This window comes from Streptomyces sp. NPDC059582 (assembly GCF_042735715.1).
Classification (GTDB): domain Bacteria; phylum Actinomycetota; class Actinomycetes; order Streptomycetales; family Streptomycetaceae; genus Streptomyces.
In genome coordinates this window covers 3,012-27,660 of sequence record NZ_JBHWCC010000023.1, presented here as the reverse complement: position 1 = coordinate 27,660, position 24,649 = coordinate 3,012, and the positions used below count along the sequence as shown (strand labels likewise).

Below are 24,649 nucleotides of genomic sequence, written 5' to 3'. Positions count from 1 at the left end.
CACCTTCACCGGCTGCCCCGGCGCTGCGTACCGGGCGATCCCGGTAACCGTCCTGTCCGAAAGGTCCTCGTGAAGCCCACCCTGGCCGCCGCGCAGCTCCGTGGCAGTCTGACGCAGTACCTCACGACGACGTACGCGCTGGCCGACGAGGACACGCGGCTCGCGCTGGAGCGGTTCCTCGGGGACCCGGAGACGGGCATCTTCCGGGGGCCGTACCTGCGGATCAGGACGCCGTTCCACCCCGCCGACGACGAGTGGAGGTCGGCGCTCGAATGGCAGCCGGCCTTCACGCCGTGGCGGCACCAGGCGAAGGCGTGGGAGCGGCTGAGCACGTACCGGGGGGCGGCCGAGCCCACGCTCGTGACGACCGGCACCGGGTCCGGCAAGACCGAGTCGTTCCTGATCCCCGTGCTCGACCACTGCCGACGGCAGAAGGCGCTGGGCCGGCGCGGGGTGAAGGCCGTGCTGCTGTACCCGATGAACGCGCTCGCCACCGACCAGGCCGGCCGTATCGGCGACTACCTGGCGCAGCCGGAATTGGCCCAGGTGACGGCCGGTCTCTACATCGGGGACAAGCCGGACACGGACTTCCGGCGGGTGATGACGCGGCGCGAGGAGATGCGCCAGTCGCCGCCCGACGTGCTGATCACCAACTACAAGATGCTGGACCTGCTGCTGCAGCGGGCCGAGGACCGGCCGCTGTGGGAGGGGGCCGACCCGGCGTACGTGGTGCTGGATGAGTTCCACACCTACGACGGCGCGCAGGGCACCGACGTGGCGATGCTGCTGCGGCGGCTGGCGGCGGCCGTGGGCGCCTCGAAGCCGGAGCGGCCGCTCGGGGCGATCTGCCCGGTGGCGACCTCGGCGACCCTCGGCGAGGGCGGGGGCGACACCGGCGGCATCCTCGCCGTCGCCGAGCAGGTGTTCGGTGTGCCGTTCGGTCCGGACGCGGTGATCGGCGAGGAGCGGCTGAGCGCCGACGACTTCGTCGGCGACATCGACTACGAGCTGCCCGAGCCTCCCAGCCCCAAGGAGGTCATCGACGTGTCGGGCGGACCGGGCATCGAGTCCGACCCGGACCGCCTCGACCTGGACGGTCTCGTCGAGCGGCTGCTGGGGCGGCGCGGCCTGGACCCCTTCCAGATCGGGCGGCTGCTGAGGAAACACGACTTCACCCACGGCGTGCTCGCGCTGTTGAACGGCGAGCCGCTCGACGAGTGGGGGCTGCGGGACCGCATGGCCCGCTTCGGGTACGCGTGGGCGCGCACCGCGCGCGAGAACCCGCGGCTCGCGCTGGAGGCGCTGTCGCGGTTCGTGGCGCTGCTGTCGTCCGCGCGGGACCCCGGGTCCGACGAGCGCAGGCCGCGTCCGCTGCTGCACATCGAGGCGCATCTGTGGGTCCGGCCGGTGAGCCGGGTGCTCAGCGGAGTGGGCGCCCGGCCGGAGTTCCGCTGGTACGAGGACGAGCGGACCGTCGCGCGGCGTTCCGCGCTCACCGCGGCGTCCGCGTCCGAGGACTCGTCCGACGGCGATGAGTGGCCGATGGCGGACTCGCGGCGGCCGCAGGCGCTGCCGGGTTCGGACACCGTGCAGCAGCCGGCTCAGGCCCACCTGCCCGCGGTCTACTGCCGCGTGTGCGGCCGCTCGGGCTGGGCGGCGCTTTCCCCGGAGGCCGATCCTCAGAAGCTCGAGACGAGCCCGCAGCGGATCTGGTCGGCGTCCATCGGGCGGGACAAGCGGCGGCTGCGGTACTTCATCTCGGCAACGCCGGCCGAAGCACGGGACGCCCTCGCGGCGCTCACCGGCGCGGCGCCGAAGCAGGTCGGTGGTGTCGACCCGCAGTCCGTGGTGGTGCTGGACGGGGCGCAGAGCACCTACCGCCTGCCCGTCGCCGAGGACGGGGAGGGACTGCAGGACGCGTGGTTCGCGCGGGCCGTCCTGGACAAGAAGACCGCCGACCAGGCCGCCAAGGACGACACCTGCCCGGCGTGCAACACCGACAACGGCATCAGGTTCCTCGGCACCGCGCTCGCCGCGCTGGCCTCCGCCACGGTCACCCAGCTGTTCACCGGCGGCCAGGAGATCGCGCTGGCGCCGGAAGAGCGCAAGACGCTGCTGTTCAACGACTCCACGCAGGACGCGGCGCACCGCGCCGGATACGTCGCCAACGCCTCGTACAAGTTCTCGCTGCGCTCGCTGCTGGCGCACCAACTGGACGACGCCGGTGCGCCGCTCCCGCTCAACGACCTCATCGGCGACGTCCTGGACTCCGTGGACGACCCGCAGACGCTGGCCGCGGTCGTCCCGCCGGACCTGCACGACGAACCCGGCGTGGACCGGCTCCTGTCGGGGCGCGGCACCGGGGACGCGCGGACCTGGAAGCTCATCGGTGAACGGCTCGCCTTCGCGACCGTCATGGAGTTCGGGCTGCGCTCGCGGCTCGGGCGCACCCTGGAGCTGACCCGGACCACGGCCGCGGAGGTGATGATCGCCGAACCGGACCGGATCGTCGCGCTCGCCCGTGACCTGCACCTCACGCTGCCGGGACAGCTGGGGCTGGACGGCGGCCTGCCCACGCCCGAGCGGTACCTGGCGTATGTGCGGGGACTGCTGGAGCGAGTACGGCTGCGCGGCGGCGTGCGGCACCGGTGGCTGGACACCTGGATCAAGGAAGCGGGCGTCAACCAGTACCTCATCTCCGGGCAGCGGCCGGAAGGCATGCCCGCCTTCCCCGAGGGATACGTGGCACCGCCGAGGTTCCTGCTCGCCGGCCCCAAGGAGAAGACGAAGTTCGACACGATCACCGGTCGCGGCAACTGGTACCAGGACTGGACACTGCGCTGCCTCGGCCTGGACGCGGCACAGGCGACCGAGTACCTGCGCAGGCTGCTGCCGGTCCTCGCGGACGAGGGCGTGCTGTCGGCACGCACCGCCAAGGACCGCACGACCCGTGTCTACGGACTGCAGCCGGGCCACATCCACGTACGGCTGCTGGCGGACGACCTGGTCAACAAGGCCTTCGTCTCCTGCGAGGAGTGCGGGTGGCAGCAGGTGGTGCCGCCCGAGCGGCGCACCCGCTGGTACGGGCACCCCTGCCCACGCTGGCGCTGCACCGGCCTCCTCACCCCTCCCCAGTACGGCATGTCGTCGACCGGGGCGGGCAGCGGCGGCTTCGGCAGGAAACTGGAGCGTGACTACCGGGCCGACTACTACCGCCGCCTGTACCTGACCGGCGGCACCTACCGGGTCGTCACGGCCGAGCACACCGGTATGCTGACCCGACCCGAACGGGAGCGCGTGGAGCGGACGTTCCGGCTGGGCACCCACTACACCGACCCCAACATGCTCTCCTGCACGCCCACCCTGGAACTGGGCATCGACATCGGCGACCTGTCGGCGGTGCTGCTCGGCTCGCTGCCGGGCGGCCCGGCGAACTACGTGCAGCGTGCCGGACGCGCCGGACGCCGTACCGGCAACGCCCTGGTGGTCGCCTTCGGCGGACGCCGGGCCCGCGACCGGTACTACCTGGACGACCCGACCGAGATGATCGCCGGTGACATCGTGCCGCCAGGCTGCTATCTGTCGGCCGTCGAGATCCTGCGCCGCCAGTACACGGCACACCTGCTTGACCGGGCGGCGCGCGGCGAGCTGACCACGGCGGACGGCGAGCCGCTCATGCCGGTGCCGCGCCTGTCGTCGGCGCTGTTCGGCACCACCGGCTGGTGCCAGGACCTGTCGGACGCGGCGCTCACCCACGGGGCGCGGCTGGTGGAGGAGTTCCTGGCGCTGTTCCCGCAGGCGCCCGGCGGTCCGGACGACGACCTGGGGGTGTCCGCGCACGCGGCGGACGAACTGCGCGCCTACGCCACCGGAGGCATCGCGCGCGCCCTGCAGGAGGCCGAGGAGGAGTGGACGGTGCGCCGCGAGGAACTGCGCCGCCGCATCGCCGCCATCGACACCGCCGTGGACGGGCTGCTCGCCGAGGACCGTGAACAGGGCGCCGAGCGGCGTGAGCTGCTCGCGGAACGGCGCGCCACGGGCGAGCTGCTCCGCGAGCTGAGCCAGACCAGCGCGCACGGCACCCTCGTCGAACTGGGTCTGCTGCCCAACTACAGCCTCACCGACACGACGACGTCGCTGGAGGCCACGCTCTACTGGAAGGAGGCCGCCGGGGACGACGAGGGCACGGAGGCCCCGGAGGGCGCCGACGAGCGCCGGGAGTGGGTGTACCGCAGCGAGGTGCGCGACTACGAGCGCTCCCGCAAACTGGCCCTGACCGAACTCGCGCCCGGCAACAGCTTCTACGTCAACGGCTACCGGCACGTCGTGCGCGCCCTCGACATCGGCAGCCCCGAGCGGCGTGCCTGGGCGGTGTGGCGCCTATGCCCGGCCTGTGGGTACGCACGCACGCACGGTGACCCGAAGAACGACACCTCGCCGTGCCCCCGGTGCGGTTCCCGCGAGATCGCCGACGCGGGATGCGTGCACCACGTGCTGGAGCCCCGGCGCGTGATGTCCCGGGACAAGCGCGACGACGCCCGGGTGCGGGACGACCGTGACGAGCGGGACCGGAGGCGGTACGCGGTCCTCACCACGGTCGACATCGACCCCGCGCATCTGACGGCCGGATCGTGGCGGCACGACACCGCCGTCTTCGGCGCCGACTTCACGCGCAAGGCCGTCGTCCGCACCCTGAACCTGGGGGTCGACCGGCAGGACGGCAGCAGCACGGTTCCGCTGGCCGGTGACGACGTGCGTCTGAACCCGTTCTACGTATGCACGAGTTGTGGTGGGGCGACGGCCGACGGGCGGCCGGTCGTCGACCAGTCGCAGCACGCGCTCACCGCGTCCCTCGCCCGCTCCACCCGTGCGAGCGCCCACCACCAGCTGTGGTGCCCGCGCCGACGGCTGCTCGGCAGCGGGGAGGAGCAGGGCGCCGGGACGGACGTGCCGCTGCTGCTGGCGCACGAGCTGTCGACGGAGGCCGTCCGCATCCTGCTGCCGGCGTCCGTGGCGCGGGCCAAGGAGCGGCTCGCCTCGTTCACCGCCGCGCTGTTCGTGGGCATAGCGGCCCGCTACGGCGGCGACCCCGACCACATCGACATCACCGCCGCGTCCATGCCGGACGGCGAGGACCGCGACTGGCCGCGCCGGTTCCTGGTGGTGTACGACCGGCTGCCCGGTGGCACCGGCTACCTGCACCGCCTGGCCACCTCCGACGGCTTCCGCGAGGTTCTGCTGAAGGCCCGTGAGGTGATCGAGGGCTGCGGCTGCCTGGAGAAGGGGCTCGACGGCTGTCACCGCTGCCTGCTGCGCCGCGTGCCACCGGCCGACTACGACAAGGTCAGCCGCAACGAGGTCCGGCAGATGCTGGACGAGCTGCTCGGTGCGGACGGCGAGCGCTGGCGCACCTCGCCCGTCGCCACCACTCAGCACATCCCGATGCACCGCCAGGCCGAGAGCGATCTGGAAGTCCTGTTCATCGACACCTTGCGAGAGTGGGCCGGGCTTCCCGAGAGCCGTGCGAGCGGTGACGCCTACATAACACCGGCCGGCACCCACGCACTGGACCTGCGGCTGACCGCGGCCGACGGCACCACGCTGAGCTGGCGGGTGTCGCAGCAGCGCGTCCTCGACGGCACCCGCCCCGACGTCCTGTTCGAACGGGTCGACGCGCCCGGTCCGCGCGTGGCGCTCTACCTGGACGGCTACGAGTTCCACGCCGGCCGGGAGCACAACCGGGTCGGCGACGACGCGGACAAGCGCACACGGCTGCGTGCGGAGGGACTCAGGGTCTTCCAGCTCACCTACGGCGACGTCACGGAGTGGCAGCGCCGTGTCCGGGACACCGGCTACGCGGGCGCCGGCCCGGCCGACCCCGTGTGGGAGCCGTACGGCGATCAGGCCCGCGGCAAGGCCCGCGACTACTACGCCAGGGTGTGGGGCGGGCTGCCCGGTGAACTCGCGGAGACCGTGTGGGTCAACCCCGCCGTGCAGCTAGTGGAGTATCTGCGCCGACCGGACGCCGAGCGCTGGCAGTGGCGGGCGGAGGCGGCCCTGGCGGGCTTCATGGGCGACGGGGCGCGGCCCGTCGCGTTGCCGCCGGACGTGCTCGGCGAGCAGATCACGGCGGCGCTGCACGGTGAAACGCCCACGGGGCCACGCGGCCCGGTGCAGCTGTTCACGGTCACCGACCGCTCGGGACTGCCCCTGGTCCTCGCCGCGGACAGCCGGGTGAAACCCCCCGCGTGGACCGGTATCTCCCTCCTCGACGACACACCGGGCGTGCACGCCCAGGAGGACGCCCACAAGCGCCGCTGGCGGGGCTGGCTGTACTGGTCCAACCTGCTCCAGTTCTTGGACAACGGTGGCGGCGACGCCGTCCAGCTCACGACCTCCCTCCTCGACGGGTTCCCCGTCGAGACCCTGGCGGTCACGGGCGGCAGCGGCGTCCTGGACAGTGTCCGCGCCGTACTCGCCCCCGTCCCGACCGTCGACGCCAGGCCCTCGTCGCAGGACCCGGCCCCGGCCGCGACGAAGACGCCCGCCGCGGGCGCCCGGGACGCGGCATGGGATCAGGTCGTCGAATACCTCGACCCGGACGAACCGGGCCTGCTCGCACTCGCCGAGGCCCTCGCCTCGCGCGGCGTCGCGGTTCCCGAGGACGGCTACGAGCTCGACGAGAACGGCTGGCTGGCCGAGCTGGCCTGGCCCGCCGCACGCGTCGGTGTCGTCCTGGCCCCGCGGCCGCCGGAGGGCGAGGACGAGGATCCGGAGGCCGTCGACCGCGACCGAGCGTTCGCCGCGGCCGGATGGGAGGTGCGGCTCGCCGCCGACTGGACCGCCCACGACATCGCGGACCGCCTCGACAACGCACCACCGTCCGACGGCCGGGGACATCGTGACCCGCTTGACGGCACCACCACAGAGAACGGGGAGAACGGACAACCGTGACCGGCAAGAACGTGACACTGCGCCTGCTCGACAAGGCGGACCGGGAGATCCTCAAGCTCCCCCGCCCGGTCAAGGGCGCGATCTACGACTTCCAGCACAAGTTCAAGACCAACCCCGACTCCGCGGGGCTGCGCCTCAAGCAGTTGCAGGGCCACGACAAGCTGCATTCAGCACGCGTCAACGACGAGTACCGCGCGCTGCTGCTGCGCCTGGCCGACGACGACTGGCTGATCGTCTCGGTGAAGCACCGCAAGGACGTGTACGCGCATCTGGACCGGCTGACCTACTCGGTGAACCGCATCACCGGCGGCATCGAGTACGTAGACCTGCAGGTCGTGCAGGAGGAGGTACTAAGTCCCCCGGCCCCGCGGACCGTCGAACCCGCTGTACCTGCCACACCCGCCGAGCCGGCGGCTCCGCGGCCGCTGTTCGCGAAGTGGTCGGAAGAGCAGCTCACCGATCTGGGTGTGGCCCCTTCCCTCGTCCCGGTCGTCGCCGCCCTGACCACCGAGGACCAACTCCTCGGCCTCGTCGAGTACGCGCCGCAGCTCACCGGCGAGGTGCTGCTGGCGCTGTACGACGGCAAGGAGTACGACGACGTCCTGGAGCAGGTCACCGCTCCCGTCGCAGCACCGGATCTCGTGGACCCCGAGGACTTCCGGGCCGCCGCCGAACGTCCTGCCACCATCGTCACCACGACCGACGACGCGCTGCGGGAGGCGCTGGAGGGCGAGGACTTCGGGCGCTGGAAGGTGTTCCTGCACCCTACGCAGGCCAAGCTCGTCTCGCGGGACTACAGCGGTCCGGCCCGTGTGGGCGGCGGGCCCGGCACCGGCAAGACGATCGTGGCTCTGCACCGGGTCAAGCACCTGGTCGAGCGGCTCCCGGCCGGCCGGAACAAACCGGTCCTGCTGACCACGTACAACAAGAACCTCGCGGCGGACCTACGTTCACGGCTGCTCGCCCTGGGCGGCGAGGCGCTGCTGTCTCGGGTCGAGATCAGCCACGTCGACCAGCTCGCGCTGCGCACCGTACGGGAGGCGGATCCCGGCAACCGCAAGCGGATCATCGACGAAGCGCAGGCGGTCCGCGAGTGGCGCTCCCTCCTGGACGAGCTCGGCGAGGACGGCTGGGACGCGGAGTTCCTGCACGACGAATGGACCCAGGTGATCCTCGGTCAGGCCGTGACCTCCCGCACCGACTACTTCCGGGCACGCCGCGCCGGACGTGGCCGCACGGTCAGCCGGTCCGAGCGTGCCGAGATCTGGCAGCTCGCCGAGCGGTTCGTCCAGCGTCTGGACCGGCTCGAGGTCCAGACCTGGGACCAGATCGCGGAACGGGCGGCCCATCTGGAAACGGAACGTGCCCGGCGCATCCAGGCCATCGACCGGCAGCGCGAGGAAGCTGGCGGCCTCGACAACGTGCACGTCGCCGATGGTTCGGGCGGCTGGCTGCGCTACCGATACCGGCACATCGTGGTCGACGAGGCCCAGGACCTACGGCCCGCGCACTGGAAGATGCTGCGTGCGATGACCGCTCCGGATCGCAACGACCTTTTCATGGTCGGTGACACCCACCAGCGCATCTACAAGAACCAGGTGACGCTCGGCAGCCTCGGCATCAACATCCGCGGCCGGTCGTCGAAGCTGTCGTTGAGCTACCGCACCACCAGGCAGATCCTGCGCTCCGCGCTGAACGTGCTCGGCGACGAGACGTACGACGACCTCGATGGCGGCAGCGAGACGCTGGCCGGGTATCGGTCCGTGCTCAGCGGAGCCGTGCCCGACCTGCACAAATTGGGTGACTGGGCCGATGAGCGGGAGGCGATCGCCGCACTGATCGAATCCTGGGGCCAGGTGCCGCACGAGCAGATCGCCATCGCCGTCCCGACCAACGAGATGGCGAGCGAAGCCGCATACACGCTGGCCCAACACGGCATCCGAGCGCTGGAGATCGGCCCGGACGGGCCCCGGGGCGACAGCGGCGTCCACATCGGCACGATGTTCCGGTTCAAGGGGCTCGAGTACCAACGCATGATCATCGCCGGGGTGGCCGACGGGCTGGTGCCACGCTCGAGCGTCAGGCAGCGGCGGACCACTGATCCGGCACGATACCGGGCGGAGATGCAGCGCGCCCGGTCCCTGCTCTTCGTGGCTGCCACGCGCGCCCGAGACAGCCTGGACGTCTTCTGGCACGGGGAGCCGAGCCCGTTCCTCCAAGAGCTGATCAGGGTGCGGCCGCCGGCCGCGGCATGACCTGACCCGGGATCGTGCCGCGGTTCGCCTCGGCTAACGCGGCGCGACCGGTCCCTGGGGCACGATGAAGGGCCGCCGGGGATCCTCCGGCGGCATCCTGCGGGTCGCAAGTGCGGGATCGGGTGCCGGTAGATACGGGGCGAGGGCCACATAGACTTCCGCCGCATCGCCTGGACGATCCTCGGGACGCTTGGCGAGCAGTACGTCCAGCAGGTCCTGGAGCGCGGTCGGGGCTTCGACACCGCAGTCGGCCAGCCGGGGCGGGGCCGCGGTGAGGTGCTGAGTCACCAGCTCGGCGGGACCCTCGCTCAAGAAGGGGGGCCGACCGGTGAGCATGTGGTGCAGCAGGCATCCCACCGCGTACAGGTCGCTGCGACCGTCCAACGGCTTTTCGCCGGCCAGAAGTTCGGGTGAGGCGTAGGACACGTTACCGAGCGTTTCGCCCGTCATGGTGAGCCGCGGGTCGGTGTCCGAGAGAACTTTCACGAGACCGAAATCGAGGATCTTCACCAGACCACTGCCACAGACCATGATGTTCTGAGGTTTGAGATCTCGGTGCACGAGGCCGGCTGCATGCGCGGCTGATAGTCCCGAGCACAGCTGTGTGGCGGCGGAGACGGCAACGGGCACGAGCAGGCGTCCGCCGTCGGCGCCGTCGATGACGTTGTCGAGGGTCGTCCCGTCGACGAGCTGCATCACCAGGCAGCAGACGTCCTCGGTGACGGCCGCGTCGTACACGGTGGTGATGTTGACATGGTCCAGACGAGCGGCGGCCTTGGCCTCCCTCTCGAAGCGCGCCAAGGCGGTGCGGCGCCAGTCGGGCAGGGCCAGAAGATCCGCGGCGACGGTCTTGACCGCGACAGGGCGCTCCAGATACACGTCCATCCCCTGCCAGACGTGCCCCATTGCCCCTCTGCCCAGAATCCGGTCCAGCCGGTACCTGCTGCGCAGAACCTTGCCCGCGGCAAACTGCTCCACTTTCTCTTCCTTCGGTGAGCCCCAGCGGTATGTCGGTGCACGGACTGCCTGGCCGGAGGGCCGCCGTCGACAACCCACATGGAACAAGTCAACCAACCCCGTGCGCACACCCGAAAACCCTCAAGGACCAAAGGATCCCGCACGGACCCCACGAACATGACGCCAGGTAGCCCGAACCGAGATGGCACGCTATCCGCTACCGGATGCTCTGCAAGAGCTGCCCTGTGGCAGTGACGGTCCAGAACGACCATCCGTTGCGATTCGGGTTGACGTGTGGTTTGAGGGCCCGCACCACGGCCAGTGCCGCCCCGCTGGGGGTCTCGTACTCGCCACGGCCAGGGCCGGAAGGAATCGTCACGATGCGGGACGAAGGGTCGTAGTAGGCAGGGATACGTCGGCCTTCGTAGATGACGTGAACCTCGACACCCTGATCCGTGCGGAGTTTTTGGACTTCCGCTCCGACGAGCGTAGGTGCGGCGGGGTCCTCTGCGATCACTTCCTCATCGGCTGGCAACTCGTCGGTGTCCCGGTGGGCGGCCTGCCCGTCGTAGGTGGGCAGGCCCAGAAGCTCGTTGAGGACGTTGGCCAGCAAGCGCCTGCGGGCAGCTAGGAAGTCAGGGAACCGGTCGAGGGACCTCAGCTCAGGCTCGTCGGGAATCCACTGCTCGGCCAGACGCTCCGGCGCGATCCCCGCCATGTATTCGGCGGGCAGCCTGGAGGAGATCATCTTGTTCGTCTGGCCGGTGATGAAGGCCAAGTTGGCGAGGCTGTTCCACTCCTCCTTCGCGTAAGTCGTCTGGACCCGGGCGCGCGGGAACACATGGTGGAATTCGATCTTGGCACCGCTGTTCATGGGCTGGTCGCTGATGGCGATGTTGGTCGCCCAGTCCCTCGCCGTGCCCCGCAACGCGGCGATGTACAGCAGTTTGAAGAAGGGGTGTGTGGAGTACTTCTGCTCCAGGTCCCTCGGGTGGAGGGCGCTGTCCAGGGACCGAGTGCCGGAGGCCCTGCGGATGAGCTCGGCGAACAGGCCCTCTCCCTCACGCGCCTTGATCAGCCTGGCCTCCGCGTCGAGCTTGCCCTCGACCTGCAGCGAGTAGTGACTGAACGCCATCGCTGTGTACGCCCAGCGGCGCAGTAGCTGAGCCTCCCCCGGACGCAGTTTGCCGTCCCGGTGGTGCAGCAGCAGGGCGGGCACGATGGTGACGTTCGGCGACGAGAGAACCTCGGACCGAGGGATCGAGCACTCGCCCTTCAGGAAGTCAATCGCGAAGCGCAGAGCCCTCTCGGTGGCCTGCCAGGCCTCCTTCAGCGCGGCTTCGTCGACATCCGCCCCGATGAGCTTGATGTGATGGGCGCCGGTTCCCGCGAGGAGGCTCATGAGACGCAGGACGGCTTCCCTGTTCAGGGCGAAGTTGCTGTCCTGCAGTTCCTGGTGGAAGGCGTCCATGGTGTCCAGGCCGTCGGACCAGCGGGCCGCAATGGCGCTATACACGAGATCGCCTTTGGACAGCCGCCGACCGCCCTTGTTCAGCCGGGCGAAAAGTTCGGCGACCTCCTCGTAGTCGTCGGACTCGTAGGTGATGACGGCGATTTGGTGGTGCCGAACGTTGTTCACCTTCTGCAGCCGCTGGGTCCACGTGTCGAAATCCGGATCGTCAAACGGCACACCGGCCTTGTGCAGGACTTGGTAGAACTGCACGTTCTCCTGCAACAGCGTCGACACCGGGATCAGCAGTGGATCCTTGCGCTGGACCGCGCTCGGGTTGACGAACTCCTCGGTGCGCACGTCGAAGCGCAGGTCGATGAAACGGCCGTCGGCCTTGGACTCGGGCCGGTACACCCAGGCAAGGGAGGTCAACCGCTGTTGCCCGTCCAGCAGATAGAGGGGGTGGTGCACCGACTTGTCGGTCTGGACGACAGCGGCCGTCTTGAAGGGGACGGTCAGATCGGTCTTCCACAGCAGCAGAGCGCCGACCGGATAGCCCCGGTAGAGGGAATCGAAGAGGTCGCGTACATCGGGCCTCATCCAGACGAAATCCCGCTGGATGGAGGGAATGACAACCCTGCCCTGCAGCAGGTCCTCGACCTGAGAAATGATCTTTTCGTTTGCCAGCCCCATGCTGCCCCCCAGCCTGCGATGCTCCGCCGCAGACACGGTATCAACCGCTGAGTAAGGCCGACTGCGGCCGAACGGCCCCAGCATCGCTTGCCGGGGTTGTTGCGTACCCCGCTCCGGCCGTCCGGACCCCGTACGCACACTCCGCTCCGGCTCGTCCGAACCCCGTACGCACACTCCGCCCCAACGCGCCGGGACACCGCCACGACGACTTGCCGATGAGTAGGCGGTGACGCGGCCGAAGCGGACCGGCGCCGGCGGACAATGCCCGAGGCCACGCTCCGTGAGAAGGCGAAGGACCGCCTGATCGCGGCCGGGATCCCCGCCAGCCGGGTCCGCGGGAGCCGCCTGCACCAACGACGCGGTCAACGTGGGCGCCGTGCACACCTTCAAGGGGCACGAGTACCGCTACACCGCGGTCTTCGATGTCAACGAGCGCGCCCTGCCGAACCCTTCGGCTCTTAGCACCGGAAGAGATCGACCGGCTCCAGCACGAGGCCAACCTCGCCACGGAACGCGGGCTGCTGTCCGTCGCCCTGCACCGGGCCCGGGACGGACTGTACATCTCACGGACCGGACAGCCGAGCCGGTTCCTGGTGGAGGCCGGCTGCGGGTCACCGTGGCCGACACAGTCAGCTCGCCACCCCGCAAGCGAACAGACCCCAGCAGACACAAGCGATTTGACGGTGCTTTCAATTGCATGAGAGGGTGTGGTCGCTTTAGCTCGTGAAGGCGACGCGGCATACAACATCGGGGCGTGAGGGGTGGACGGGCGGTAGCGAGGGGGATGCGACTTCAGCCGCCGCAGGCTTGCCGGGGATGTCTGTGACCGGAATCCGCCTTCTGCCCGCGACCGTGTGGGATGCCCTTCGGTGGGGGCGCTCGCGGAAGGGGTGTGTGATGGCTGACAAGAAGAAGGCTGATGAGGGAACGGTCGCGAAGACCGGGCAGTGGGTTGCCGATCTCGCGGAGAAGGTCATGGTGAACGGTGTAGGGCCGATCACAGGGTCGGCGACCTGGGCCGAGGACCGTCTTTCGCGCCGGCAAGGCGTCGATTACAGGGCACCTGGAGACGATGAGCGCCGTTCTCCTGAGGACATAAAGGAGGACATCGATGCGGTCATAGCCCGGCTCATCAGGGAGTCCGTGGCTGCGGCCGGGACTCAGGGGTTCGTCACCGGGCTCGGAGGTGTGCTCACTGCAGGCGTGACGATACCGGCGAACGTGGCCGCATCCGTCGCAATCAACATGCGAATGGCTGGTTCCATTGCCCACCTTCGGGGATGGGACATACGTGATCCGCACGTGCGGACCGTCGTGATGATGCTCGCAATCGGGATGAGCACGCAGAGCGTCCTGGCCGCGTTCGGAGTGAAGGTCGGTCAGAAGATCGGCGAGCAGATGATCAAAAAGATCCCGATCGCGATGCTCCGGGTGATCAACAAGAAGGTCGGGTTCTTCCTCTTCTCGAAGTATGGAACCCAGCGCGCTGCGATCACGCTGGCCAAGGGGGTCCCGATCCTGGGAGGCCTCGTCGGAGGGGCTGTGGACGCAGGGGCAACTGCTGTCATCGGACGGGCCACGGACAAGGCGTTGCGCGACGAAACTCTGCGGGCAGAGGAACCGAGGTGACGATGAAGCGAACTGGACGAGCGCTCGCCCATTCCTCGCTGCGGATGGAGGAGCAGCGGGAGGACTGCCAGCACTACCTGGGCTCGTCGCCGCACGACCTTGCCAGACCTCGTCGAGGCCGTAAGACCAACGGTGCATGCACGCACTGCGGAAGCTGCCGCCGGGCTTGTTCAACGTCACCCCAGAGGTCGAAGTCCTCGACCAGCTTCAAGCCGAGGCGCAGCCGACCACCGAGCCGAAGCAGGAGAAGCCACTACGGAGAAGGGGATCCTCAAGATCGCGAAGAACATGCCACGAGGACCGCGACCGTCAGGTCGAGGCCCTCGTCTACGCATCGTCTTTGCTGGTGTCCGAGGGGGGACTTGAACCCCCACGCCCGATAAAGGGCACTAGCACCTCAAGCTAGCGCGTCTGCCATTCCGCCACCCGGACCAGGTGTATGCCGCCTTGCGGGGTGTGTTCCGCGCGGCGACATGGACAACAATACCAAGGTTTCGGAGTGCGTTTCACCTGCATATCCGCCCTGCCGACGGCCCCGGGTGACGCCCGTGGAGCGAGGGCGATCAAGGGGCGCTCAACGTCACCGCCGGTGATCGCATGAACACGGACGTGGGCGTCGGCCGGACAGCAGGAACGGCCTCGCGTGGAGCCGCCCCGCCCGCTCACTCCCGCACGTGCTCCCCTGCCACCAGGGTCTCCAGGGCCCGTACGAGCAGAGCCGCCGTCTCCTCTCCGAGCGGGGCGAGGAAGCGGCGCTCCGCGGCCCGGCGGGCGCACTCGGCCCGGCGCAGACAGTCCCCGCCGACAGGCGTCAGCTCGACGAGGTTCTTGCGCCGGTCCCGGGGGCTGCGGCGGCGGCGCACCAGGCCGTGGTCCTCCAGACCGTCGATCAGCGCCACCGTAGTGGTCCGGTCCACACCGAGCCGCGTCGCGAGCTCCACCTGCGACAACGGCTCGGCGTCGGCCAGGACCGCCAGGACTGCCAGGTCGGGTCCGCCCACGCCGTGCGGCGCGAGGGCCTCCGCGGCGGCCCTCGTCAGCCGCGCGTGGGCCTGCCGGAGGAGGTGACCGAGCCGGGGTTCCAGCGGCCCGTGGGACTGGTCGTGGTCACTGGCCATGGCCACGACTGTAAGGGGCGGATCGCGGCTTCTGCGGGTGTTCTGGAAGGGGTGGCGTGGGACTGCGGACGGTTGCCTCCGACGGTCTCCGGACGCCGGCGTCCCGTGCGGTCACCGGACACCGACGCCGCGTGCGGTCTTCGGACAGCGGCGCCGCGTGCGGTCTTCGGACACCGACGCCGCGTGCAGCCGTCCGACACTCGCGCCGCGCGCGGTCACCGGAGGTCGGCGCCGCGTGCGGTACGCGGACGCCGCCGCCGGAGGCCGCTGCCCGGCCACCCGTCACGGCATGAGGTGGTACTCCGGGAAGTTCCCCGGCAGCCGCTCCCCCGCCGGGCCCTCGGTCACCGCGCGCACCAGCAGCTCGCCGCCGACGAACGCGCCGCTCCAGGACGCGCCGAAGCCGCCGAACAGTTCGTCCCGGTCGCCGCGGGAGCGGGGCTTGCCGTGGCCGACCTTGAACGCGCGGATCTGCGGGGCCAGTCGCTCGTAGGTGGCCCGGTCGTCCGTGGAGAGCGTGGCGACCAGCGCGCCGTTGGACGCGTTCATCGCCGCGAGCAGCTCGGCCTCCGTGTCGACCAGGACGATGGTGTCGACCGGGCCGAACGGTTCCGCGTGGTGCAGGGGCGACGACGGGGGCGGGTTGAGCAGCGTGACCGGCTGGACGTACGCCGAGGTGTCCTGGCCGGGCAGGAAGGCGGCGTCGGACAGCTTGCCCCGGTGCAGCGGTACGGCGCCGCGGTCGATGGCCTCGGCGACCTGGTCGTGCAGTTCCTTCGCCTTGGCCGCGTTGATCACGGGGCCGAAGTCCAGGTCGGGGTAGGGGTCGTCGCGCCGGTCGACGGCCAGCGGGTGTCCCACCCGGAGGGTGCGGACCGCCGGGAGGTACGCCGCCAGGAACGCGTCGAACAGCTCACGCTGGACGACGAAGCGCGGGTACGCCGTGCAGCGCTGCTTTCCGTAGTCGAAGAGCTTGGGGACGACGGCCGCGAGCGCGTCCCAGTCCGAGTGGTTCCAGATGCCCCAGGTGTTGAGGCCCTCCTGTTCGAGTACGTGCCGCTTGCCGAGGTCGGCGACGGCCGTGGCCACCGCGGCGCCGGTGTCACGGCCGCCGACGAAGGAGACGCAGCCGATCTCGGGCGCCCGCACCAGCGCCTCGGACAGTTCTCCTCCGCTGCCGCTGACGAGGGTGACGGGGATTCCCTCGCGGGCCGCGAGCGCGCAGGCCAGGGTCAGACAGGCGACACCGCCGTCGGTCGGGGTCTTGGCGATCACCGCGTTGCCCGCGAGCGCCTGTACCAGCAGGGCGTGGACGAGCACGCTCATCGGATAGTTCCAGCTCGCGATGTTGGAGACCGGCCCCTGCAGCGGGGCCCGTCCGGCGACCATCGGTTCGATGCCGTCGACGTACCAGCGCACCCCGTCGATGGCCCGGTCGACGTCCGCCTGGGCCAGCCGCCAGGGTTTGCCGATCTCCCAGACGAGCAGCAGGGCGAGGAGTTCGCGGTGCTCGGTGAGGGCGTCGAGGGTGGCGGCGACGCGGGCGCGCCGTTCGTCGAGCGGGATGTGCCGCCAGGCCCGGTGCTGGTCGAGCGCGGCGCGGACGGCCTGCCGGGCGGTGTCCCGGTCCAGGCGCGGCGGGCCCGCGATGGGGCTGCCGTCGACCGGGCTGGTGGCGGGCAGGGGCCTGCCGTCCGCCTGCCAGGAGGCGTCCCAGAGGTTGAGGACGCGGTCGTCCCGGAAGGCCTCGGGGGCGACCGTCAGGCAGCGCTGCCAGGCGTCCGACCAGGACGTACCTGACTTGAGGGTGAGGATGCGGGGTGTTCGACCGGGGGTGGGACCGGGATCGTTCGTGGGGTCGGGAGTGGGGGCCATGAGGGAACTCCGCTCTCGGTGCACAGTCGGGGGCGGGAGATGATCGGCTCGCCGCGCACGGGTTCGCACCGCCGCGCGCGGGCGTCGTACGGTCGCGCTGTCGTGCCATCGCGCTGTCGTGCCGTCGTGGTTAGTGCTGTCGTGCCGTCGCACATATGAGCGTCTCGCACACCGTCGCACATATGAGCGTCTCGTACGAAGGGGCGCAGTGCCACCGCCCGGCGGGTGTACTTGGTGCCACCGCCCGGCGAATGCACTTGGTGCCACCGCCCGGCGGCGGGCAGTCACCCCACGTCAGCCTCGCGTGCCGCCCTGGTCGTCCTCGATCCGGGACAGTACGGACAGGACCAGCCGCGCGGTCTCCGTCGGCGTGCTGCCCACGCTCACCCCGACCGCCTCCAGGGCCCGCTTCTTCGCCTGCGCCGTGCCGGAGGAGCCGGACACGATCGCGCCCGCGTGGCCCATGGTCCTGCCCTCGGGCGCGGTGAAGCCCGCGATGTAGCCGACGACGGGTTTGGTGACGTGGGCGCGGATGTAGGCCGCCGCGCGTTCCTCCGCGTCGCCGCCGATCTCCCCGATGAGGACGATCAGTTCGGTGTCGGGGTCGTCCTGGAAGGCGGCCAGGCAGTCGATGTGGGTGGTGCCGACGACGGGGTCGCCGCCGATGCCGACACACGTCGAGAAGCCGATGTCGCGCAGTTCGTACATGAGTTGGTAGGTCAGGGTGCCGGACTTGGACACCAGGCCGATGCGGCCGGGCTTGGCGATGTCGGCGGGGATGATGCCCGCGTTGGACTGGCCGGGGGTGATCAGGCCGGGGCAGTTGGGGCCGACGATCCTGGTTCCCTTGCCCCGCGCGTACGCGGTGAAGGCGACGGAGTCGTGTACCGGGATGCCCTCGGTGATGACGACGGCCAGCGCGATGCCCGCGTCGGCGGCCTCGACGACGGCGGCCCGGGCGAACGCGGGCGGCACGAACACGACGGTGACGTCGGCGCCCGTCGCCGCCATGCCCTCGGCGACCGAGCCGAAGACGGGGACGGCGACGGAGGTGCTTCCCAGGCCCGCCGGGGACTGCGGGACGTCGAAGTCGACGGTGCGGCCCGCCTTGCGCGGGTTGACGCCGCCGACCACGTTCGTGCCGGCCGCCAGCATGCGCCGGGTGTGCTTCATTCCCTCGCCGCCGGTCATGCCCTGGACGAGGACCTTGCTCTCCTTGGTCAGGTAAATGGCCATGTCGTCCCGTCTCCTCAGGCTTCGGTGGCGAGTTGGGCGGCTCGGCGGGCCGCGCCGTCCATGGTGGTGGCCTGCTGGACCCGGGGGTGGGAGCGCTCGTCGAGGATGGCGCGGCCGCGGGCCGCGTTGTTGCCGTCGAGGCGGACGACCAGCGGTTTGGTCAACCGGACGGTGTCCAGGGCCCGCACGATGCCCTCGGCGACCGCGTCGCACGCGGTGATGCCGCCGAAGACGTTGACGAGGACGGACTTCACCGCCGGGTCGGACAGGATGACGGACAGGCCGTCGGCCATGGTCCGGGCGGACGCTCCGCCGCCGATGTCGAGGAAGTTGGCGGGCCGCGCGCCGCAGCCCGCGACCACGTCGAGCGTCGACATGACCAGGCCCGCGCCGTTGCCGATGACGCCGACCTCGCCGTCGAGCTTGACGTAGTTGAGGCCCTTCGCGGCGGCCTCCTCCTCCAGCGGGTTGTCGTGTGCGGTGGTGTCGGCGCCCCAACGCTGCTGCCGGAAGCGGGCGTTGTCGTCGAGCGTGACCTTGCCGTCGAGGGCGAGGATCCGGCCCTGCCGGGTGCGGACGAGCGGGTTGACCTCGACGAGTAGGGCGTCCTGCGCGACCAGTACCTCCCAGAGCCGGACCAGGACGTCGACGGTCTGCGGCGGCAGGCCGGCCGCCGCGGCGATCTCGCCGGCCTTGGCCGAGGTGACGCCCTCGGCCGGGTCGACCGGGACGCGCGCGACGGCCTCGGGCCGGGTGGCGGCGACCTCCTCGATGTCCATGCCGCCCTCGGCGGAGGCGATCGCGAGGAAGCGCCCGGCCGAGCGGTCGAGGACGTAGGAGACGTAGAACTCGGTCTCGATGTACACGGGTTGGGCCAGCATCACCGTGCCGACCTGGTGGCCCTTGATGTCCATGCCCAGGATCTGGCGGGCCGTCAGCTCGGCGGCGGCCGGGTCGGCGGCGAGCTTGACCCCGCCGGCCTTGCCGCGGCCGCCCGTCTTGACCTGCGCCTTGACGACGACCCGACCGCCCAGTCGGCGGGCGATCTCCCGTGCTTCCTTGGGCGAGTCGGTGACCTCGGCCCGCGGCACCAAGATGCCGTGTTCCTCGAAGAGTTGCCTTGCCTGGTGTTCGTACAGGTCCATCTCGGCTCCTGTCTGGAAAGTGCCGCACGCCCCCTGGACACCACCCACCGGATGCGGGATAACAAGCTTCATACAGTATTCGTCGACTGTATGCAATGTACCGCGAGAGCGTTCCACCCCTACGAAGGGACAGGACTTCGCCATGCCCGACGACACGCAGGACGTGATTTCCGGCGGCCATCTCGTTGCCAAAGCGCTCAAGGCCGAGGGGGTCGACCGCATCTACACGCTGTGCGGCGGCCACATCATCGACATCTACGACGGCTGCGTCGACGAGGGCATAGAAGTCGTCGACGTACGCCATGAGCAGGTCGCGGCCCACGCGGCCGACGGCTACGCACGCATCACCGGCAGGCCCGGCTGCGCGGTCGTCACCGCCGGCCCCGGCACCACGGACGCCGTCACCGGCGTCGCCAACGCTTTCCGCGCCGAGTCCCCCATGCTGCTGATCGGCGGCCAGGGGGCCCTCACCCAGCACAAGATGGGGTCCCTCCAGGACCTGCCGCACGTCGACATGATGACGCCGATCACCAAGTTCGCGGCGACCGTGCCGGACACGGCGCGCGCGGCGGACATGGTGTCGATGGCGTTTCGCGAGTGCTACCACGGCGCGCCCGGTCCCTCCTTCCTGGAGATCCCGCGCGACGTCCTCGACGCCAAGGTGCCCGTGGCGAAGGCACGCGTGCCCCAGCCGGGCGCCTACCGCGCCTCGACCCGCTCGGCCGGCGACCCCGAGGCGATCGAGAAGCTCGCCGACCTGCTGGTGCACGCCGAGAAGCCGGCGATCCTGCTGGGCAGCCAGGTGTGGACCACCCGCGGCACCGAGGCGGCCGTCGACCTCGTGCGCACCCTCAACATCCCCGCGTACATGAACGGCGCGGGACGCGGCACCCTGCCGCCCGGCGACCCGCACCACTTCCAGCTCTCACGCCGGTACGCGTTCTCCCACGCCGACGTCATCGTGATCGTCGGCACGCCCTTCGACTTCCGCATGGGCTACGGCAAGCGTCTCTCGCCGGAGGCGACCGTCGTCCAGATCGACCTCGACTACCGCACCGTCGGCAAGAACCGGGACATCGACCTCGGGATCGTCGGCGACGCGGGCCTGGTGCTGAAGTCGGTGACGGAGGCCGCGTCCGGGCGCGTCGACGGGGGCGCGTCCAGGCGCAAGGAGTGGCTCGACGAGCTGCGCGCCGCCGAGCAGACCGCCCTCGACAAGCGGCTGCCCAGCCTGCGTTCGGACGCCTCACCGATCCACCCGTACCGCCTGGTGAGCGAGATCAACGACTTTCTCACCGAGGACTCGATCTACATCGGCGACGGCGGCGACATCGTCACCTTCTCCGGGCAGGTCGTGCAGCCCAAGTCGCCGGGGCACTGGATGGACCCGGGTCCGCTCGGCACCCTCGGCGTCGGCGTCCCCTTCGTGCTCGCCGCGAAGCAGGCACGGCCCGACAAGGAAGTGGTGGCGCTGTTCGGCGACGGCGCGTTCTCCCTGACCGGCTGGGACTTCGAGACCCTCGTCCGCTACGACCTGCCCTTCGTCGGCATCGTCGGCAACAACTCCTCCATGAACCAGATCCGTTACGGCCAGGCCCAGAAGTACGGCCTGGAGCGGGAGCGGATCGGCAACACCCTCGGCGACGTCCGTTACGACGAGTTCGCCCGGATGCTCGGCGGTCACGGCGAGGAGGTCCGCGACCCCGCCGACATCGGGCCGGCGCTGCGCCGGGCCCGCGAGTCCGGCAAGCCGTCGCTGGTCAACGTCTGGGTCGACCCGGACGCGTACGCCCCCGGAACCATGAACCAGACCATGTACAAGTGAGGTGGCCTTCATGACCGCAACGACCGGAACGCCGCCCAAGGCCCTCGACGGCATCCGCGTCCTGGACATGACCCATGTGCAGTCCGGGCCCTCCGCGACCCAGCTGCTCGCCTGGCTCGGCGCGGACGTCGTCAAACTGGAGGCCCCGACCGGGGACATCACGCGCGGGCAGCTGCGCGACCTCCCGGACGTCGACTCCCTCTACTTCACGATGCTCAACTGCAACAAGCGGAGCATCACCCTCAACACCAAGACCGAGCGCGGCAAGGAGATCCTCACCGAGCTGATCCGGCGCTCCGACGTCATGGTCGAGAACTTCGGCCCCGGCGCGGTCGACCGGATGGGCTTCACCTGGGACCGCGTCAAGGAGATCAACCCGCGGATCGTCTATGCCTCCATCAAGGGGTTCGGCGACGGCCCGTACACCGATTTCAAGGCGTACGAGGTCGTGGCGCAGGCCATGGGCGGGTCGATGTCGACCACCGGTTTCGAGGACGGGCCGCCGCTCGCGACGGGAGCCCAGATCGGGGACTCGGGAACGGGTGTGCACGCCGTGGCGGGGATACTCGCCGCCCTGTACCAGCGGGAGCACACCGGGCGTGGGCAGCGGGTCAACGTGGCCATGCAGCACGCCGTACTCAACCTGTGCCGGGTGAAGCTTCGGGACCAGCAACGCCTGGCACACGGGCCGCTCGCCGAATATCCCAACGACGACTTCGGCACCGAGGTTCCCCGGTCCGGGAACGCGTCCGGCGGCGGCCAGCCCGGCTGGGCGGTCAAGTGCGCGCCGGGCGGCCCGAACGACTACGTGTACGTCATCGTGCAGCCCGTCGGCTGGCGTCCGCTCAGCGAGCTCGTCGGCCGGCCCGAACTCGCCGACGACCCCGAGTGGGCGACGCCTCAGGCCCGGCTGCCGAAGCTGGGCAAGATGTTCCAGCTGATCGAGGAGTGGTCCTCGACCCTGCCCAAGTGGGAGGTGCTGGAGCGGCTCAACGCCCACAACATCCCGTGCGGGCCGATCCTGTCCACCCGGGAGATCATCGAGGACGACTCGCTGGTCGCCAACGAGATGGTGGTCACCGTGCCCCATCCCGAGCGCGGCGAGTTCGTGACCGTCGGAAGCCCGCTCAAGCTCTCCGACTCCCCTGTGGACGTGCGGAGTTCACCCCTGCTCGGGGAGCACAACGAAGAGGTCTACGTCGGCGAGCTCGGGCTCGGTGACGAGGAGCTGCGGCTGCTCAAGTCGAACGGAGTGATCTGACGTGATGGCCGAGGACCGGCTGCTCAGGGTACGCACGCTCCTGGAGTCCGTGCGGGCGCAGGGGCGCACCGCGCTCACCGCGCCCGAGGGCAAGGTGATCGCCGACGCGTACGGGATCGCCGTACCGGGCGAGGAGCTGGCGACCGACGTGGACGAGGCGGTGGCGTTCGCGGCACGCTTCGGCGGGCCCGTCGTGATGAAGATCGTCTCCCCGGACATCCTGCACAAGACCGACGCCGGCGGTGTGGTCGTCGGGGTGGAGGGGGCGGCGGACGTACGGGCGGCGTTCCACCGGATCGTCGAGAACGCGCGGGCGTACGCGCCCCAGGCGCGTATCGAGGGCGTTCAGGTGCAGGAACTGCTTCCGCAGGGGCAGGAGGTCATCGTCGGCGCGGTGACCGATCCGACGTTCGGGAAGGTCGTGGCGTTCGGGCTCGGCGGGGTGCTCGTCGAGGTGCTCAAGGACGTGACGTTCCGGCTGGCGCCGGTGGACGCCGACGAGGCGCTGTCCATGCTGGACTCGATCCGCGCGGCGGAGATCCTGCGCGGGGTGCGCGGCGCCCCGGCCGTGGACCGGTGGGCGGTCGCCGAGCAGATCCGCCGGGTGTCCCGACTGGTGGCGGACTTCCCGGAGATCGCGGAGGTGGACCTCAACCCGGTGATCGCGACCCCCCAGGGCGCGGTCGCCGCCGACATCCGGGTGATCCTCGCCGAGTCGCAGCCGCCGCCTCGCCGGCGCTACACCCGCGAGGAGATCCTGACCAGCATGCGCCGGCTGATGCAGCCGGCCTCCGTGGCCGTGATCGGCGCCTCCAACGAGCAGGGCAAGATCGGCAACTCGGTGATGCGCAACCTGGTCGACGGCGGCTTCGCCGGAGAGATCCATCCGGTGAACCCCCGGGCCGATGACATTCTGGGCCGCAAGGCGTACAAGAGTGTCACCGACGTTCCCGGTGAGGTGGATGTGGCGGTCTTCGCGATCCCCGCCAAGTTCGTGGCCTCGGCCCTGGAGGAGGTGGGACGCAAGGGGATCCCCAACGCCGTGCTGATCCCCTCCGGGTTCGCCGAGACCGGCGAGCACGAACTCCAGGACGAGATCGTGGCGATCGCCGAACGGCACGGCGTCCGGCTGCTCGGCCCGAACATCTACGGCTACTACTCCACGTGGCAGGACCTGTGCGCCACGTTCTGCACGCCGTACGACGTCAAGGGCGGGGTGGCACTCACCTCGCAGTCCGGTGGCATCGGGATGGCCATCCTGGGCTTCGCCCGCACCACGAAGACGGGCGTGTCGGCGATCGTCGGCCTGGGCAACAAGGCGGACCTGGACGAGGACGACCTGCTGACCTGGTTCGGCGAGGACCCGCACACCGAGTGCATCGCGATGCACCTGGAGGACCTCAAGGACGGGCGCGCCTTCGTCCGGGCGGCGCGCGAGACCATCACCAAGAAGCCCGTCGTCGTCCTCAAGGCGGGCCGTACGGCGGCCGGCGCGAAGGCGGCCGGCTCGCACACGGGCGCGCTCGCGGGCGACGACGCCGTGTACGACGACATCCTCCGGCAGGCGGGGGTCATCCGGGCGCCGGGGCTCAACGACATGCTGGAGTACGCGCGCGGGCTGCCGGTGCTGCCCACCCCCAGGGGCGACAACGTCGTGATCATCACGGGGGCCGGCGGCAGCGGCGTACTGCTCTCGGACGCGGTGACCGACAACGGTCTGTCGCTGATGGAGATCCCGCCCGATCTGGACGCGTCCTTCCGGGAGTTCATCCCGCCGTTCGGGGCCGCGGGCAACCCGGTCGACATCACCGGCGGCGAGCCGCCGTCGACGTACGAGGCGACGATCCGGCTGGGTCTGGAGGACCCGCGCATCCACGCGCTCGTGCTCGGCTACTGGCACACCATCGTCACTCCTCCGATGGTCTTCGCCGAACTCACCGCGCGCGTGGTGGCCGAATTCCGCGAACGCGGCATCGAGAAGCCGGTGGTGGCCTCGCTCGCCGGCGACGTCGAGGTCGAGGAGGCCTGCCAGTACCTCTACGAGCGCGGGGTCGTGGCGTACCCGTACACGACCGAGAAGCCGGTCGCGGTACTGGGCGCGAAGTACCGGTGGGCGCGGGCCGCGGGCCTGTTGGGGGGCGAGTCATGAGGTGACTGGACGCGGGGGCGGGCGACGGGGCGCGGCGGCCCCCCCCCGGGGCCCGTGCGGCCCCCGAGAGGCGTGGACACGGGGGGGTGGGCCGGACTTTCG

The 24,649-nt window shown here is 70.4% G+C and carries 12 protein-coding genes and 1 tRNA gene; 6 read left to right on the top strand and 7 right to left on the bottom strand.

Features of this window, described 5'->3' with window-relative positions:
* Positions 1–69 precede the first annotated feature (69 nt).
* Positions 70–6,954 carry a DEAD/DEAH box helicase gene (locus ACFV0T_RS20600; RefSeq protein ID WP_385780867.1) on the top strand — a complete coding sequence of 2,295 codons (6,885 nt, stop codon included), beginning with the start codon at positions 70–72 and terminating at the stop codon, positions 6,952–6,954.
* On the top strand, positions 6,951–9,209 hold the full coding sequence (locus tag ACFV0T_RS20595) for a UvrD-helicase domain-containing protein (protein ID WP_385780865.1): 2,259 nt from the start codon (positions 6,951–6,953) through the stop codon (positions 9,207–9,209). The genes ACFV0T_RS20600 and ACFV0T_RS20595 overlap by 4 nt, the downstream gene beginning before the upstream one ends.
* 33 nt (positions 9,210–9,242) lie before the next feature.
* Here the strand turns inward: ACFV0T_RS20595 and ACFV0T_RS20590 are convergent, their stop codons facing one another.
* Both ACFV0T_RS20590 and ACFV0T_RS20585 read right to left on the bottom strand, forming a co-directional pair.
* Positions 9,243–10,295, bottom strand: coding sequence for a serine/threonine-protein kinase (locus ACFV0T_RS20590; RefSeq protein WP_385780862.1), 1,053 nt, complete (start codon positions 10,293–10,295; stop codon positions 9,243–9,245).
* Between the two features lie 88 nt (positions 10,296–10,383).
* Positions 10,384–12,309 (bottom strand): DUF262 domain-containing protein, encoded by a 1,926-nt coding sequence (locus ACFV0T_RS20585; RefSeq protein WP_385780859.1) that lies wholly within the window; start codon positions 12,307–12,309, stop codon positions 10,384–10,386.
* A gap of 897 nt (positions 12,310–13,206) precedes the next feature.
* Between ACFV0T_RS20585 and ACFV0T_RS20580 the strand changes: the two genes are divergently transcribed.
* A complete protein-coding gene (locus ACFV0T_RS20580) occupies positions 13,207–13,938 on the top strand; it encodes an EcsC family protein (protein WP_385780856.1) in 732 nt (243 codons plus the stop codon).
* Positions 13,939–14,282: 344 nt separating this feature from the next.
* On the opposite strand, the gene ACFV0T_RS20575 is transcribed toward ACFV0T_RS20580, so the two are convergent.
* From ACFV0T_RS20575 to sucC, 5 genes are all read right to left on the bottom strand, one after another.
* Positions 14,283–14,370, bottom strand: a tRNA-Leu gene (locus ACFV0T_RS20575).
* Positions 14,371–14,600: 230 nt separating this feature from the next.
* Positions 14,601–15,056 (bottom strand): MarR family winged helix-turn-helix transcriptional regulator, encoded by a 456-nt coding sequence (locus tag ACFV0T_RS20570; protein WP_385780853.1) that lies wholly within the window; start codon positions 15,054–15,056, stop codon positions 14,601–14,603.
* 282 nt (positions 15,057–15,338) lie between these two features.
* A complete protein-coding gene (locus tag ACFV0T_RS20565; RefSeq protein ID WP_385780849.1) occupies positions 15,339–16,931 on the bottom strand; it encodes an aldehyde dehydrogenase family protein in 1,593 nt (530 codons plus the stop codon).
* A 294-nt stretch (positions 16,932–17,225) separates the two neighbouring features.
* Positions 17,226–18,167 (bottom strand): succinate--CoA ligase subunit alpha, encoded by a 942-nt coding sequence (sucD, locus tag ACFV0T_RS20560; protein WP_385780846.1) that lies wholly within the window; start codon positions 18,165–18,167, stop codon positions 17,226–17,228.
* A 14-nt stretch (positions 18,168–18,181) separates the two neighbouring features.
* Complete coding sequence (sucC, locus tag ACFV0T_RS20555) at positions 18,182–19,312, bottom strand: ADP-forming succinate--CoA ligase subunit beta (protein ID WP_385780843.1); 1,131 nt, start codon at positions 19,310–19,312, stop codon at positions 18,182–18,184.
* A 142-nt stretch (positions 19,313–19,454) separates the two neighbouring features.
* On the opposite strand from sucC, the gene ACFV0T_RS20550 reads away from it, so the two are divergent.
* The 3 genes from ACFV0T_RS20550 to ACFV0T_RS20540 are packed head-to-tail and all read left to right on the top strand — an operon-like array spanning position 19,455 to position 24,547.
* On the top strand, positions 19,455–21,137 hold the full coding sequence (locus ACFV0T_RS20550; protein ID WP_385780840.1) for a thiamine pyrophosphate-binding protein: 1,683 nt from the start codon (positions 19,455–19,457) through the stop codon (positions 21,135–21,137).
* A 10-nt stretch (positions 21,138–21,147) separates the two neighbouring features.
* A complete protein-coding gene (frc, locus tag ACFV0T_RS20545; protein WP_385780836.1) occupies positions 21,148–22,398 on the top strand; it encodes a formyl-CoA transferase in 1,251 nt (416 codons plus the stop codon).
* Between the two features lie 4 nt (positions 22,399–22,402).
* Complete coding sequence (locus ACFV0T_RS20540) at positions 22,403–24,547, top strand: acetate--CoA ligase family protein (protein ID WP_385781080.1); 2,145 nt, start codon at positions 22,403–22,405, stop codon at positions 24,545–24,547.
* The last annotated feature ends 102 nt before the right edge of the window (positions 24,548–24,649 follow it).

What these genes read in the sequence shown, in the direction of transcription:
- frc (WP_385780836.1), top strand. Translation starts at nt 21,148, where the DNA reads ATGACCGCAACGACCGGAACGCCGCCCAAGGCCCTCGACGGCATCCGC.
- sucC (WP_385780843.1), bottom strand. Translation starts at nt 19,312, where the DNA reads ATGGACCTGTACGAACACCAGGCAAGGCAACTCTTCGAGGAACACGGC.
- ACFV0T_RS20550 (WP_385780840.1), top strand. Translation starts at nt 19,455, where the DNA reads ATGCCCGACGACACGCAGGACGTGATTTCCGGCGGCCATCTCGTTGCC.
- ACFV0T_RS20565 (WP_385780849.1), bottom strand. Translation starts at nt 16,931, where the DNA reads ATGGCCCCCACTCCCGACCCCACGAACGATCCCGGTCCCACCCCCGGT.
- ACFV0T_RS20570 (WP_385780853.1), bottom strand. Translation starts at nt 15,056, where the DNA reads ATGGCCAGTGACCACGACCAGTCCCACGGGCCGCTGGAACCCCGGCTC.
- ACFV0T_RS20540 (WP_385781080.1), top strand. Translation starts at nt 22,403, where the DNA reads ATGGCCGAGGACCGGCTGCTCAGGGTACGCACGCTCCTGGAGTCCGTG.
- ACFV0T_RS20580 (WP_385780856.1), top strand. Translation starts at nt 13,207, where the DNA reads ATGGCTGACAAGAAGAAGGCTGATGAGGGAACGGTCGCGAAGACCGGG.
- sucD (WP_385780846.1), bottom strand. Translation starts at nt 18,167, where the DNA reads ATGGCCATTTACCTGACCAAGGAGAGCAAGGTCCTCGTCCAGGGCATG.
- ACFV0T_RS20585 (WP_385780859.1), bottom strand. Translation starts at nt 12,309, where the DNA reads ATGGGGCTGGCAAACGAAAAGATCATTTCTCAGGTCGAGGACCTGCTG.